The 14,250-nt window shown below is 63.7% G+C and carries 10 protein-coding genes; 2 read left to right on the top strand and 8 right to left on the bottom strand.

Going from position 1 to position 14,250, the window contains the following annotated elements; translation table 11 throughout:
* Nucleotides 1–8: 8 nt before the first annotated feature.
* The 6 genes from RHIZ70P_RS05535 to RHIZ70P_RS05510 all read right to left on the bottom strand — a co-directional run bounded on the left by RHIZ70P_RS05535 (nt 9) and on the right by RHIZ70P_RS05510 (nt 6,243).
* Nucleotides 9–1,388, bottom strand: a complete 1,380-nt coding sequence (locus RHIZ70P_RS05535) for a pyruvate dehydrogenase complex E1 component subunit beta (RefSeq protein ID WP_115669381.1) — start codon at nt 1,386–1,388, stop codon at nt 9–11.
* 15 nt (nt 1,389–1,403) lie between these two features.
* A complete protein-coding gene (gene pdhA, locus RHIZ70P_RS05530; RefSeq protein ID WP_115669380.1) occupies nt 1,404–2,450 on the bottom strand; it encodes a pyruvate dehydrogenase (acetyl-transferring) E1 component subunit alpha in 1,047 nt (348 codons plus the stop codon).
* A gap of 145 nt (nt 2,451–2,595) precedes the next feature.
* Nucleotides 2,596–2,916, bottom strand: a complete 321-nt coding sequence (locus RHIZ70P_RS05525; RefSeq protein ID WP_115669379.1) for an FtsB family cell division protein — start codon at nt 2,914–2,916, stop codon at nt 2,596–2,598.
* Nucleotides 2,917–3,056: 140 nt separating this feature from the next.
* The gene (gene eno, locus RHIZ70P_RS05520) at nt 3,057–4,331 is read right to left on the bottom strand and encodes a phosphopyruvate hydratase (RefSeq protein WP_115669378.1); all 1,275 of its coding nucleotides are present in this window, start codon (nt 4,329–4,331) and stop codon (nt 3,057–3,059) included.
* 173 nt (nt 4,332–4,504) lie between these two features.
* Nucleotides 4,505–5,353 (bottom strand): 3-deoxy-8-phosphooctulonate synthase, encoded by an 849-nt coding sequence (gene kdsA / locus RHIZ70P_RS05515; RefSeq protein WP_115669377.1) that lies wholly within the window; start codon nt 5,351–5,353, stop codon nt 4,505–4,507.
* The gene (locus RHIZ70P_RS05510) at nt 5,350–6,243 is read right to left on the bottom strand and encodes a VOC family protein (RefSeq protein ID WP_115669376.1); all 894 of its coding nucleotides are present in this window, start codon (nt 6,241–6,243) and stop codon (nt 5,350–5,352) included. The genes kdsA and RHIZ70P_RS05510 overlap by 4 nt, the downstream gene beginning before the upstream one ends.
* Nucleotides 6,244–6,678: 435 nt before the next feature.
* On the opposite strand from RHIZ70P_RS05510, the gene lexA reads away from it, so the two are divergent.
* On the top strand, nt 6,679–7,386 hold the full coding sequence (lexA, locus tag RHIZ70P_RS05505; RefSeq protein WP_115669375.1) for a transcriptional repressor LexA: 708 nt from the start codon (nt 6,679–6,681) through the stop codon (nt 7,384–7,386).
* Here lexA and RHIZ70P_RS05500 read toward each other — a convergent pair.
* Complete coding sequence (locus RHIZ70P_RS05500; protein WP_115669374.1) at nt 7,367–9,940, bottom strand: ComEC/Rec2 family competence protein; 2,574 nt, start codon at nt 9,938–9,940, stop codon at nt 7,367–7,369. The two genes, lexA and RHIZ70P_RS05500, sit on opposite strands and share 20 nt — an antisense overlap.
* A gap of 281 nt (nt 9,941–10,221) precedes the next feature.
* Between RHIZ70P_RS05500 and gltA the strand changes: the two genes are divergently transcribed.
* Nucleotides 10,222–11,511 carry a citrate synthase gene (gltA, locus tag RHIZ70P_RS05495; protein WP_115669373.1) on the top strand — a complete coding sequence of 430 codons (1,290 nt, stop codon included), beginning with the start codon at nt 10,222–10,224 and terminating at the stop codon, nt 11,509–11,511.
* A gap of 96 nt (nt 11,512–11,607) precedes the next feature.
* On the opposite strand, the gene RHIZ70P_RS05490 is transcribed toward gltA, so the two are convergent.
* Entirely contained in the window at nt 11,608–14,238 is a 2,631-nt protein-coding gene (locus tag RHIZ70P_RS05490; RefSeq protein WP_235842152.1) for a cation-translocating P-type ATPase, read from the bottom strand.
* Nucleotides 14,239–14,250: the final 12 nt, after the last annotated feature.

The following is a 14,250-nucleotide window of genomic DNA, read 5'->3' as shown; positions in this document are numbered from 1 at the left end:
CCCTCCCGTTACTTGTAGCAGACGGTTTTGACCGCCTCGACCACTTCGCCGACATTCGGCAGAGCGAGCTTTTCGAGATTGGCGGCGTAAGGCATGGGCACGTCCTTGCCGGCGATCGTCAGGATCGGCGCATCGAGATAGTCGAAGGCCTGCTGCATGACGCGGGTGGCGATTTCGGTGCCGACGGACGACTGCGGATAGCCTTCCTCGACGGTCACCAGGCGGCCGGTCTTCTTCACCGATTCGATGACGGTCGGCAGGTCCATCGGGCGAATGGTGCGAAGGTCGATGATTTCGACGTCGATGCCGTCCTTGGCCAGTTCCTCGGCCGCCTTGACCGCATAGGTCATGCCGATACCGAAGGAGACGATGGTGGCGTCCTTACCCACCTTGTGGACCCGGGCCTTGCCGATCGGCAGGACGAAGTCATCCAGTTTCGGCACCTCGAACGAATGACCGTAGAGGATCTCGTTCTCCAGGAAGATGACCGGGTTCGGATCGCGGATCGCCGCCTTCAACAGGCCCTTGGCGTCGGCCGCCGTATAGGGCTGGATGACCTTGAGACCGGGGATATGGCTGTACCAGGCGGCATAATCCTGGCTGTGCTGGGCGCCGACGCGGGCGGCTGCCCCGTTCGGGCCGCGGAACACGATCGGCGCGCCCATCTGGCCGCCCGACATGTAAAGCGTCTTGGCGGCCGAGTTGATGATCTGGTCGATCGCCTGCATGGCGAAGTTGAAGGTCATGAACTCGACGATCGGCCGCAGGCCGGCCATGGCCGCACCGACGCCGACGCCGGCAAAGCCGTGCTCGGTGATCGGCGTGTCGACGACGCGCTTGGCGCCGAATTCCTGCAGCAGGCCTTGGGTGATCTTGTAGGCGCCCTGATATTCGGCGACTTCCTCACCCATGATGAAGACGTCCGGATTGGCGCGCATTTCCTCGGCCATGGCCTCGCGCAGCGCTTCACGCACCGTCATCGTCACCATTTCCGTGCCGGCCGGAACGTCCGGATCGGCGGCGATGGCGGCAACCGGTGCGGCCGGAACCGGGGCCGACGCAGCAGGAGCCGGGGCAACTGCGGCCGGAGCCGGAGCAGCTTCCGCAGGCGCCGCCTTGGGGGCGGCGACATCCGAGGCGCTTTCGCCGTCCTGCAACAGGATGGCGATCGGCGTATTGACCTTGACGCCTTCGGTGCCGGCGGCGATCAGCAGCTTGCCGAGCACACCTTCATCGACGGCTTCCACCTCCATGGTCGCCTTGTCGGTCTCGATCTCGGCGATCACGTCGCCGGACTTGACGGCGTCGCCTTCCTTCTTGATCCATTTGGAGAGCGTGCCTTCCTCCATCGTCGGAGAGAGGGCGGGCATGAGAATTTCGATCGGCATGGGTTCCCTCCCCGATTACAGCAGGATGTCGGTGTAGAGCTCGGATACATCCGGCTCCGGATCGGCCTGGGCGAAATCGGCACTGTCGGCGACGATGTCGCGCACATCCTTGTCGATCGCCTTCAGCTCCTCCTCGCTCGCCCAGCCCTTTTCGAGCAGGCGCGCGCGCACCTGTTCGATCGGGTCATGTTCGGAGCGCATCTTCTGCACTTCATCCTTGGAACGGTACTTGGCCGGGTCGGACATGGAGTGGCCGCGATAGCGGTAGGTCATCATCTCGAGGATGACCGGACCCTTGCCGGAGCGGCAGTATTCAGCGGCCTGGTCGGCGGCCGCCTTGACCGCGCGCACATCCATGCCGTCGACCTGCAGGCCCGGAATATTGAAGGCCACGCCGCGCTGGGCGAAGTTCGTCTGCGCCGAGGCGCGCGACACCGCGGTGCCCATGGCGTAGCGGTTGTTCTCGATCACGTAGATGACCGGCAGCTTCCACAGTTCGGCCATGTTGAAGCTCTCGTAGACCTGGCCCTGGTTGGCAGCACCATCACCGAAATAGGCAACCGAGATCTGACCATTGTCACGGTAACGGTTGGCAAACGCCAAACCCGTGCCGAGCGAAACCTGGGCGCCGACGATACCGTGGCCGCCGTAGAAGTTCTTCTCCTTGGAGAACATGTGCATCGAGCCGCCCTTGCCCTTCGACAAGCCGCCGCGACGCCCGGTAAGCTCGGCCATGACGCCGCGCGCACTCATGCCGCAGGCCAGCATGTGGCCGTGGTCACGATAGCCGGTGATGACCTGGTCGCCATCCTTCAGCGCCATCTGCATGCCGACGACGACAGCTTCCTGGCCGATGTAGAGGTGACAGAAGCCGCCGATGAAGCCCATGCCGTAGAGCTGCCCGGCCTTTTCCTCGAAACGCCGGATCAGCAGCATTTCCCGATAGGACTTGAGCTCGGCTTCGCGATCGAACTCGGCGATCGCCCCCTCGGTGAAATCCTTCTTGGCTGGCTTGGCAGTGGTCTTGCGACCGGCAGCAGTCGCGGCTTTTCGCGGCGCCATTCATCCCTCCCTGGGCTTATCTCGGATCTTTGTTGGACAGTAGAATAGGCAAGAACAGCCTGCTCGGCAATGCCATAAATGCATGGCACACATTCCGCCTAAGCTCATGATTTAACGATTGAATTTTAAATTAACTGGATTTCAGTTAATCAAGGTAGTCGTCAAAAATGACAATCTCGTCCGGCCGCGACATGTTAAGTTGATATCGCGCCTTCTCATCCATCATGTCTCTCTCGAGCGAGCCATCGCTGAGCAATTCCACCTGCCGCTCCAACTGCTGGCGATGGGCAACCAGTTCGGCCAGTTCGGCACTGCGGACTGTCCGCTGCCGTTCAAATTCCTGGCTGGCACGCAAGCCGTAAACGCCATGGATGGAATGATAGCCGAAATAGGACAGAAAGGCGATGGTGACGGCGGGCAGGATGAGACGACCGATCTTTTTCTTCTTATGGTGCCTGGTCCACATGCCGCTCGTGCCCTGAAACGCAAAACTATGATTTCAAAATATCGGCCAGAGCTTAACCGATCGTTGACCGTAACGGCTGGAGCAAAGAAAAAGCCGCGCCCTTGTGAGGACGCGGCCTGGCTGAAGCTGACTTTATGCGATCAGGCGCGCAGGATTGACGTGCCTGCGTAGCGGGCCTGAGGACCGAGCATTTCCTCGATGCGGATCAGCTGGTTGTATTTTGCCAGACGATCCGAGCGCGACAGGGAGCCGGTCTTGATCTGTCCGCAATTGGTGGCGACCGAAAGGTCGGCGATCGTCGAATCCTCGGTTTCACCCGAACGATGCGACATGACGGCCGTATAGCCAGCCTTGTGCGCCGTTTCGACGGCGTCGAGCGTTTCCGTCAACGAGCCGATCTGGTTGACCTTGACGAGGATGGAATTGGCCACACCCATCTTGATTCCGTCGCGCAGGCGGGACGAGTTGGTGACGAACAGGTCGTCTCCGACCAGCTGGCAGGAATTGCCGATCTTGTCGGTCAGCGCCTTCCAGCCGTCCCAGTCGTCCTCGGCCATGCCGTCCTCGATCGAGATGATCGGATACTTGGCGGCCAGTTCGGCGAGATAGTCGGCCATGGCTTCCGGCTCGAGCGTGCGGCCCTCGCCTTCCATCACGTACTTGCCGTCCTTGAAGAACTCGGTCGAGGCGCAGTCGAGCGCGAGGTAGATGTCCTCACCCGGACGGTAACCAGCCTTCTCGATCGACTTCATGATGAAATCGAGGGCCTCCGGCGCGCTCTTCAGGCCCGGTGCGAAACCGCCTTCGTCGCCGACATTGGTGTTGTGGCCCTGGGCCGCCAGTTCCTTCTTCAGCGTGTGGAAGACTTCCGAGCCCATGCGCACGGCGTCGCGCATGTTGTCGGTGCCGACCGGCATGATCATGAATTCCTGGAAGTCGATCGGATTGTCGGCATGCGCGCCGCCATTGATGATGTTCATCATCGGCACGGGCAGGAGATGGGCGTTGGGACCGCCGACATAGCGATAGAGCGGCAGGCCGGTGGCTTCGGCAGCCGCCTTGGCGATGGCGAGCGACACGCCCAGAATGGCATTGGCACCGAGACGCGACTTGTTCGCGGTGCCGTCCAGCTCGATCATCAGATTGTCGATCTGGATCTGGTTCTCGGCTTCGAGCCCGCCGATCGCGTCGAAGATCTCGGTGTTGACGGCCTCGACGGCCTTTTCAACGCCCTTGCCGAGATAGCGGCTGCCGCCGTCACGCAGTTCGACGGCTTCATGCGCGCCGGTCGAGGCGCCCGACGGAACGGCTGCACGGCCCATGCTGCCGTCTTCGAGATAGACATCGACCTCGATGGTCGGATTGCCGCGGCTGTCGAGAATTTCGCGGCCGATGATGTCGGTGATGGCAGTCATGGGAGCCTCCCTGCTAATGGGTCGGATTGAGGATGGCCTGTCTTAATCGATGATGCGGAAAATACAATGGCAGCGACATGACAGAAGCCGAAAGGCAAGTTCGAGAGCCGCACCGACGCAAAACGCCGGCCCAAAGGCCGGCGTCCGCATCAATGATAGTCGCTCAATCGAGGTCAGGCAGCCTTGGCGATCGCGTCGAAGGCCAGCAGCTTTTCCAGCAGGCGCTTCATCTGGCCGATCGGCACCATGTTCGGGCCGTCCGACGGGGCATTGTCCGGATCCTGGTGAGTCTCGATGAACAGGCCGGCGACCCCGACGGCGACGGCGGCGCGCGCCAGCGTCTCGACGAACTCGCGCTGGCCGCCCGACGAGACACCCTGGCCGCCCGGCTGCTGCACCGAATGGGTGGCGTCGAACACCACCGGCGCCCCCATGGCCGCCATGATCGGCAGAGAACGCATGTCGGACACCAGCGTGTTGTAGCCGAAAGACGCGCCACGCTCGCACAGAAGCACGTTCGGATTGCCGCTGCCATTGATCTTGTTCAGCACGTTCTTCATGTCCCAGGGGGCGAGAAACTGGCCCTTCTTGACGTTGATCACGCGGCCGGTCTGGGCCGCGGCCACCAGAAGATCGGTCTGGCGGCACAGGAAGGCCGGGATCTGCAGGACGTCGACGGTCGGCGCGACCAGGCGGCAGTGCTCTTCAGTGTGCACGTCGGTCAGCACCGGGAAGCCGTATTCCTTCTTCAGATCGGCGAAGACCTCCATCGCCTTTTCCAGGCCGATGCCGCGCTCGGCGGAAAGCGAGGTGCGGTTTGCCTTGTCGTAGGACGACTTATAGACGAGGCCGATCCCCAATTCGCGGCAGATCTCCGAAAGCTTGCCGGCGATCATGAAGGCATGGTCGCGGCTTTCCATCTGGCAGGGACCGGCGATCAGCGAAAAGCGCTTGGAGTTGGAGAAGACGACCTTGGCGGCTCCTTCGCCGACGACGACTTCGGAATTTGTCGGATTGCTCATCGAACTTCCTCGAATACAAAGGGCACGCCCTGCCCGACCTCATGCGGAACAACCAGGCGCGCGCCGCGGCGGCTGAATGCGATGCCCTTAGCAGCGAGAAGCCGCTCTGTCACGCCGATATCGGCAACCTTGACGATGATCAGCCGGCCCTTGAGCCCACGTCCGCAATCTTCGGTATCAAGTCCGAAATAGCCGGACAGCCCGGCCGGTGTCAGCACCTCGACAGTGACATTGGCTGATTGCAGCGAAAGGCCGAAGGAATGGGCCTCGACCGCGCGTTGTTCGAACACCTCTTCCAGCAGGTACTGGAAATCGCTCGGATTTTCCTCGCCGAGCACCACGGTCGAAAGCCCGAGCGCGCCGTTCTCGTGCCGCGCCAGGGCACCACGATCGGCCGGCAGCGGATTAACCCGCTCGCAGGCAAACAGGAAGAAGTCCGGCGCCCGCAGGTCGGCGGCAAAGGCGAGATTGAAGCCACCTATAACCTCGGACCCGTCCGCCATCTTGAACATGCGCCCGAAGGGCAGCATCGGACCGCCGGAAAAACCCTCGGCGACGAAGCGCCGGTGGTCGGCCTCGGCATCGTCGGTCTTGACGACGATCGCTGACAGCCCTTCCGCGCCATTGCGGAACCGGAACGCCTGGTCGCGCGCGACGAAAACATTGCCGGTTTTGGCTGCCGCCTCGCAATCCTCGCGACTGGCGATTGCCAGCGGCTCCAGATAGGTGTCGTCGACGAAGAACACACAGGCATTCTCCGTCCCGAACGGATGGAGGGCATCGGGCGCGACGGTGAAGCCCATTGTCGTCAGGCGCTCTCGCGCCGCCTCGAGCGACTGGACGGGAAGGACGAGGTGGTCGAGACCCCGCGGGATGGTCAATTCGGACATTCTTGTACCTCTTCTCGGCCGCGCCTGTACGCGCCGAGGTTTGAGGCATTTGCGCGACCTTGGCAAGTCGGGCAGCGATCCGATCCCTCTCGAAAAGGGGTGGCGCGGCGGGGCCTCGCAGGAACCCCGCATAGCGATCCCGCCCGAAAGCGGTCCTACGGCCGCGAGAATATCACCGTGTCACGCGCCGCAGGCATTCTGCCTCACGGCGAGCAAATGGCAAGGGGCATCCAACGGGGGCGCAGCACGGATGGACGATGAGCCTGCGGCCACCCTTCCCGATCTCCCCCCTTTTCCGCCACCCAACGGAAGACCGGAGCCGCCCAATTCAACATTTCGCACCGCACACCTCACGGAATCTTAGGCACTTGCGGAACACAACTGGAACATATAGTGTATGTTCCGTATTTGTTTCACCAATTGAGGCACCGCAACATGCTGACGCGCAAGCAACAGGAACTGCTTCTGTTCATCCACGAGCGGATGAAGGAATCGGGCGTCCCGCCCTCCTTCGACGAAATGAAGGATGCGCTCGACCTCGCCTCCAAGTCGGGCATCCACCGGCTGATCACTGCGCTCGAAGAGCGGGGCTTCATCCGGCGCCTGCCGAACCGGGCCCGGGCGCTCGAAGTGATCAAGCTTCCGGAAGCCTATACGTCCAGCTTGCAGCCGCGCCGCGGCTTTTCGCCGAGTGTCATCGAAGGCAGCCTCGGCAAGTCGCCCGCCGTTGCACCAAAAGCCGTCGAGGAGGCCTCGAATTCGGTTAGTGTTCCCGTCATGGGGCGCATCGCGGCGGGCGTGCCGATTTCGGCGATCCAGAACAACACCCACGACATCACCGTTCCGGCCGAAATGCTGGGGTCCGGCGAGCATTACGCGCTCGAAGTCAAGGGCGATTCGATGATCGAGGCCGGTATCCTGGACGGCGACACGGTCATCATCCGCAACGCCTCCAACGCCAATCCCGGCGATATCATCGTCGCCCTGGTCGACGACGAGGAGGCAACGCTGAAGCGTTTCCGCCGGCGCGGCGCATCGATCGCGCTGGAAGCCGCGAACCCGGCCTACGAGACGCGCATCTTTGGCCCCGACCGAGTGAAGATTCAGGGCAAACTGGTCGGCCTCATCCGCCGCTACCACTGATAGCCTCGATATCCGCCCTTTCGGGAGCCGTCGGCTCAAAGATTGCCGGACCCGCAGTTTCCTCAGCGGTTTCGCTGAGGAAACTGCCGCTGCGCCAGTCGTAGCGGCGGTGGATCGACCAGGCCCGCGCCGGTCCCTCGAAGGATGTGGCCAGCGCCATTTCTCCGGCATCGCGTCGGCCGAGATGGATTTCGACGGCGCCGCTGCGACGCAGTGTTTCGGCGGTGAAAAGGCGGGCGCCCGAGCGGCAGGACGAAAAACCCACCCGCCGCGCCGATATGACGATGTCGGCCACGTCGCAGGCACCGCCGACCAAGGCAGGCTCGTCCACCGTGGCGATGGTCCACCCGTCGCGGACCTGCGCCACGCACCACAGTTTTGACGCGCATTGAAAGCGTCCCTGCCCACTCGCCTTGACGGCCTCGCGCATGAGCGCGCCGGTCGCCTGGATCTCCTGCTCCGACCATTGTCGCCTCTGCGCGATGCTGGGAGCCTGGCGAGGCTGGCCGGGCAACGCCGCACCAGCGGGCACCAAGGCAGTCGATGGCGGCGGCGTCTTTCGGGGCGGCCCGGTCGCCGCCGCCTGCACCTCCTGTGGTGCGACATGGGTCTTGAGCCTGAGGGCCGCCTGCCACTGGTCGAAGATGAAACGCGGCGGTCGAGCGCGATTGGTTGCGACGCTTTCCTGCGGTCCCGGCAAACCGACCAGCCGGCCGTCTTCCGAAATCAGGATGTCGGGAGCCGGCGTTACGGGACGCAGGACGAGAACCGCTACAACGACTGCCAGCAGGGCGCTGCCGGCATGTCTCAGTCTGGTTCGCAGCAGCGTCAGGAGCAGCAGGCCAAGCGATGCCGTCGGCAGGAACCAGAGGGGCATCCGGGCAAAGCCGATCGGCTCGTCCCAGCCGGCCACCGCATGCGCGATCACCAGCACCCATTCCAGGCCCAGGCCCATAATCGCCAGGAACGGCGGATCGAGGCCGAAAGGCATCAGCAGCATGGCGATGAGGCCGGCCGGCATGACCATCATCGAGATGATCGGCATCGCCGCGAGATTGGCCTCAAGACCGTGCGGCGCCATGCGGTGGAAATGGGCGACGGCGAAAATGGCTGTCGACAAGCCGCCGATGAAGGAGGTGAGGAATGTGCCGCCGATCAGCTTGCCGCCCTCGCCCAGCAGCCTGGCTCCAGGGAAAGAGAGCCTGAGCCCGCTCCCGCGCGGCCGGCGGCGCCATGCCGCATATCCGGCGATCAGGGCCGCGGTCGCGGCAAACGACATTTGAAAGCTCGGCCCCATCACCGCCGAGGGTGTCAGCGCGATGATAACGATCGCCGCGAGCGACAGGTTGCGCAGGCTGATCGCCGGCCGGTCGAACAAGACCGCGATCAGCATGATCGCGGTCATCAGGAAGGCGCGCACGGCGGACACCTGATAGCCGGAAATGAGGAGGTAGGCGAAGGCCGCGACAAGCGCCCCGCCCGCCGCGATCTTCTTGATCGCAATGGCCTGGGCGAGACCCGGCAGCAGGCTGAGCGCCATGCGCAGGCCGACGAAGAATATCCCCGAGGCCAGCGCCATGTTGAGACCCGAAATGGCGGTGATATGGGCGAGCCCCGACAGACGAAGCGCCTCGGTGGCCTCCCGCGACATGGCGCGCCGCTCCCCGGTTACGATCGAGGCGGCAAAGGCGCCGGGGTCGCCGCCGATCACATCACGGATGCGTGTCGATATTCCGTCGCGCAGCGAAAAAAGCACGTGTTCACCGGCCGCCCAGCCGGTCTCGCTGTCGCCCGCCTTCTCCCCGCCCTGAAGGCGTGGCGCGCCGAGAAAGAACCCGACCGCGCCGATATTGCTGAAATAGCTCGAGAAGGCAAAATCGTTGAGCCCGGGCAGCGCCGGTCCGGAGGGCGGAGAGAGGCGAGCCCGCCCGGTCAGCATCTCTCCGAGACCAGCCGCCTTTTGGCTGCCTCGCGCCAGGAGCGAGACCCGCTCGGGCGGACGCTTCAGCCGTGGTTCTGCGGTAGATGTCACGCGCACCAGATAGCGCCATTCCCCCCGCGGGCCCGCCTCACGTCGCTCGACCACCCCGGTCACGACCGTCGTTACGCCGCTGTCGAGGATGGTCGTCGCCGCCCGCCGCGTCTCGAGGTCGGCCAGCAGCATGCCGACAAAAACCAGCGCGGCGGCGGCGAGCAGATGAGCACCGGGGCGATCGCGGATAGCTGCAATCCGACCGGCGCCAGCGAAGATGGCCGACAGGGTAACCAGGGCCATCGCCGATGGAGGCCGCCCAAAGGCGAACCACAAGGCCGCGCCCGCCCCCAGGAGGACGGGAACGAAGTGAAAGAAGTGGCCGTGATCCCGCTCGAGCGACAGTGCGGTGAGGAACCGTCTTCCGCCGTCAGCGACCTTCTCACGGATCCGCTGAATAGGTGATGCGGTGCCGTGTCGGCCCTGATCCGTCGGTGCCGGCGGCGCGCGCGCGACCGGGGCCGGAGACGCTGCGCCGCCAACCTCGCTAAAGCCGGCTCCCCGATCGGTGACAACCGCCACGTCCCGCTCCCTGCCCGCCCCTTCCGGCGACACATCCGCCGAAGTGAAGGGACGACACCCTGAACGACAGGCTAGCAAGCAATGCGTGCAAGGGGAAGCTTTTTCCCGCCAGAATTCATCAATCGATTTAGGTTAATTGATTTTACAGTATAATCGCTTTTGCAATGCACAATTTGCCCTTTGGCTAGCTTGGCATTAACGTCCGTATCATATAGCTACATCCCTACGCTTAACCCCAGGCGCCCTTTCGGACGCCTAACCGCCAATTCCGGAGGATTAGCATGACGGACAAAAGCGCTTCTTTGAATCTCGGGGAAAAGACGGTCGAATTGCCCGTCAAGGCCGGCACGATCGGCCCGGAGGTCATCGACATCGGCACCCTCTACAAACACACCGGCGCATTTACCTATGACCCGGGCTTCACCTCCACGGCGTCCTGCGAATCCAAGATCACCTATATCGACGGCGACGAAGGCGTTCTGCTGCACCGCGGCTATCCGATCGAACAACTCGCCGAAAAGGGCGACTTCCTCGAAGTCTGCTACCTGCTGCTCTACGGCGAACTGCCGACGGCTGCCCAGAAGAAGGACTTCGACTATCGCGTCACGCACCACACCATGGTGCATGAGCAGATGAGCAAGTTCTTCACCGGCTTCCGCCGCGACGCCCATCCGATGGCCGTCATGGTCGGCACGGTCGGCGCGCTCTCGGCCTTCTATCACGACTCGACCGACATCACCGATCCGCACCAGCGCATGGTCGCCTCGCTGCGGATGATCGCCAAGATGCCGACGATCGCCGCCATGGCCTACAAGTACCATATCGGCCAGCCCTTCGTTTACCCGAAGAACGATCTCGACTACGCCGCGAACTTCCTGCGCATGTGCTTCGCTGTTCCCTGCGACGAATACAAGGTGAACCCGGTTCTCGCCCGCGCCATGGACCGCATCTTCATCCTGCATGCCGACCATGAGCAGAACGCCTCGACCTCGACCGTGCGTCTCGCCGGCTCGTCGGGCGCCAACCCGTTCGCCTGCATCGCGGCCGGTATCGCCTGCCTCTGGGGCCCGGCCCATGGCGGCGCCAACGAGGCGGCCCTCAACATGCTGCAGGAAATCGGCACGGTCGATCGTATTCCGGAATACATCGCCCGCGCCAAGGACAAGAACGACCCCTTCCGCCTGATGGGCTTTGGCCACCGCGTCTACAAGAACTACGACCCGCGCGCCAAGATCATGCAGAAGACCATGTACGAAGTGCTGGAAGCGACCGGCCATTCGGACGATCCGCTGATGCAGGTGGCACTCGAGCTCGAGAAGATCGCGCTCAACGACCCCTACTTCAAGGAAAAGAAGCTCTACCCGAACGTCGACTTCTATTCGGGCATCACGTTGCGTGCGCTCGGCTTCCCCACGACCATGTTCACCGTTCTTTTCGCGCTCGCCCGCACCGTGGGCTGGATCGCCCAGTGGAACGAAATGATCGAGGACCCTCAGCAGCGCATCGGCCGCCCGCGCCAGCTCTACACCGGCGCCCCGCAGCGCGAATACGTACCGGTCTCGCAGCGCTAAGCGCCGTAAGCCCCGCAAGACAGGAAAGGCCGGCGGACGCGATCCGCCGGCCTTTCTTTTTTCATGCCTCGTTCGACGAGAGCGAACAACCCCGGCTCAGGGGCGCGCCAGAAGTTGCCGCCGGTAGATGATCTTCTCGACCTCGCTCACAAGCAGCAGGACCGAGGCCAGCGCCGCCAGCAGCAGCCACTCCTCGAGTGCAATCGGGGTGATCCCGAGGAGGCTGTTCAGGCCTGGCACATACATCGCCCCGAGATGCAAGGCCTGCGACCCGACGATGCCCACCAGGAGGAACGGATTGGAGGCGAGCGATTGACGGAACACCGAACGCCGCTCGGAGCGACTGTTGATGCACTGGAAGTTCTCGAACAGCACGAACAGCACCAGCAGCAGGTTGCGCGCGGTAAATTCGCTGACCCCGGTCGAGATCAGCCAGTAGAACACTGCAAAGCCGCCGACACCCATCAAAAGGGTCGCGACCACGATGCGACGGATCATCAAGGGGTCGAACAGCGATTCCTCCGGCTTGCGCACCGGCCGCGTCAACTCGTCACCCTCCGCCGGCTCGGTCACCAGGGCGATGTCCTGCACGCCATTGGTCACCAGGTTCAGCCACAGCAGCTGCACCGCGGTGAGCGGCATCGGCGTGCCGAGGATCATCGCCAGCAGGAAGATCAGCACTTCGGCCGCCCCCGTCGACACCAGCATGAAGACCACCTTGCGGATATTGCTGTAGGCGACCCGGCCCTCGCGGATGCCGGCGACGATGGAAGCGAAGTTGTCGTCGGTGAGGATGATGTCGGCGCTCTCCTTGGCCACATCCGTTCCGGCCCGGCCCATGGCGACGCCAACATGGGCGTGCTTGAGCGCCGGCGCGTCGTTCACCCCGTCGCCGGTCACCGCCACGTAGTGACCGTTGCGGGCCAGCGAGCGAACGATGGCAAGCTTGTGGTCGGGTTTGACACGGGCAAACACCCGCACATGCCGGGTGAGGTCGTCGAGCGCCGGTTCGCCTGCAACGATCGCGGCTGCGACCTCCTCGCCGGTCGCGACATCGCCGGGCGCGAAGGTCAGCCCGGCTTCGCGGGCGATCGCGGTTGCGGTACGGGGGTCGTCGCCGGTGATCACCACCACTTCGATGCCGGCCGTGCGGCAGGCGGCGAGCGCCGCCGGCACTTCGGGCCGGATCGGGTCCTGCATGCCGGCAAAACCGAGAAAACTGAGGTCGATGAGCATGTGATCGCCGTAATCGCCGTTTCCCGAATGCGCCATGCGCCCCTCGGCAAAGGCCAGTACCCTCAGCCCCTTCCGCGCCATTTCGTCCATTTGGCCCTGCAGCAGCGCGTGATCGAGCGGCGCGGCATGGTCGCCGACCTGCATCGTGCCGCACATGGTCGCGAGCATTTCCGGCGCACCCTTGACGAAGATGTGCAGATGCTCCTCGTCCAGATGGAAGGAGGCGGCATATTTCAGCTCCGGCTCGTACGGAATGAGCTTCGCCAGGCGGTATTTCTCCATGAGCTCGCCCTTGCTGAGCCCACCCTTGTGCGCCGCGGCCAAGAGCGCGACATCCACCGTATCCCCCATCGGATCGAACACGCCGCCATCCGTGCGGCCGAGTTCGCCCTCGTTCGGCAGGGTCGCCGCTCGCAAGAGACGCTTTACCGCCAGGCTCGGATGGTCGCGTTCGCCCTCATGGTTTCTTATGCCGCCCGCCGTCGGATCGACACCGGTGTCGAACAGCCAATGGCTCCCGTCCGGCAGCCGGATATCGGTCACGGTCAGTTCGTTGAGCGTCAGCGTGCCGGTCTTATCGGTGGCGATCATCGTGCAGGAGCCGAGCGATTCGACTGCCGGCAGATTGCGAACCACCACATTGACCTTGGACATGCGGCGCATGCTGATGGCGAGCGCCACGGTGATCGCGATCGGCAGACCCTCCGGAATGGCGCTGACCGCCAGCCCGATCGACATGGTGAGCAATTCGCCAAGCGCCATCTGGCGCCAAAGGCCCACGGCAATGAGGAAGACGATGGCCACACCGACCGCAACGGCGATCAGCCGGGTGAAATCCTCCATGCGGATCATCAGCGGCGGCTTGGCGGTGGAACGCTCCTGAATTGCGCCGGCGATCCGGCCGAGCTCCGTCTGGCGACCGGTGGCGAACACCAGGCCACGGGCCCGGCCACGCGTCACGATCGTGCCGGCATAGACCGTGTCTCCCTCCTCCTTCGCTACCGCCCGCGATTCGCCGGTATGGGCGGCCTCGTCGCATTGCAGTCCGTTGGCCTCGACCAGGCGGATATCGGCCGGAACGCGTTCGCCGGATTCGAGCATGACGAGATCATCCGGCACCAGCCCCGCCGCATCGATGACCCGGCGCTGGCCGTCGCGAATGACCGTCGCATGCGGCTGTTCCAGGGCGCGCAGCGCCTCGGCCGACTTGCCGGCCGAGTATTCCTGGATCGCCCCGACGATGCCATTGACCATCAGCACGACGGCGATGAAGATTGCGTCGGTGATCTCGCTGATCAGCATCGACAGGGCTGCCGAGGCCATCAGGATGTAGATCAGCGGACTGAGGAATTGCAGCGCAAGAACCTTGAGGAAGGACGGGCTGGCCGGCACGGGCAGACGGTTTTCGCCAAATCTCTCCAGCGCTCGCCCGGCTTCAACACTGGTCAGTCCGGTCACGCCCAGCCCCACCTCGCCCGTGGCACTATCCATCGCTGCCATTCC

Origin of the sequence: Paenirhizobium selenitireducens ATCC BAA-1503 (assembly GCF_900492185.1) — a bacterium.
Lineage (GTDB): Bacteria > Pseudomonadota > Alphaproteobacteria > Rhizobiales > Rhizobiaceae > Allorhizobium > Allorhizobium selenitireducens_A.
This window is presented reverse-complemented; position numbering and strand designations above follow the sequence as displayed.

Bases quoted from the DNA above. Each gene is read 5' to 3' on its own strand.
- RHIZ70P_RS05535 (WP_115669381.1), bottom strand. From the start codon at position 1,388: ATGCCGATCGAAATTCTCATGCCCGCCCTCTCTCCGACGATGGAGGAA.
- RHIZ70P_RS05490 (WP_235842152.1), bottom strand. From the start codon at position 14,238: ATGGATAGTGCCACGGGCGAGGTGGGGCTGGGCGTGACCGGACTGACC.
- gltA (WP_115669373.1), top strand. From the start codon at position 10,222: ATGACGGACAAAAGCGCTTCTTTGAATCTCGGGGAAAAGACGGTCGAA.
- eno (WP_115669378.1), bottom strand. From the start codon at position 4,331: ATGACTGCCATCACCGACATCATCGGCCGCGAAATTCTCGACAGCCGC.
- lexA (WP_115669375.1), top strand. From the start codon at position 6,679: ATGCTGACGCGCAAGCAACAGGAACTGCTTCTGTTCATCCACGAGCGG.
- RHIZ70P_RS05525 (WP_115669379.1), bottom strand. From the start codon at position 2,916: ATGTGGACCAGGCACCATAAGAAGAAAAAGATCGGTCGTCTCATCCTG.
- kdsA (WP_115669377.1), bottom strand. From the start codon at position 5,353: ATGAGCAATCCGACAAATTCCGAAGTCGTCGTCGGCGAAGGAGCCGCC.
- pdhA (WP_115669380.1), bottom strand. From the start codon at position 2,450: ATGGCGCCGCGAAAAGCCGCGACTGCTGCCGGTCGCAAGACCACTGCC.
- RHIZ70P_RS05510 (WP_115669376.1), bottom strand. From the start codon at position 6,243: ATGTCCGAATTGACCATCCCGCGGGGTCTCGACCACCTCGTCCTTCCC.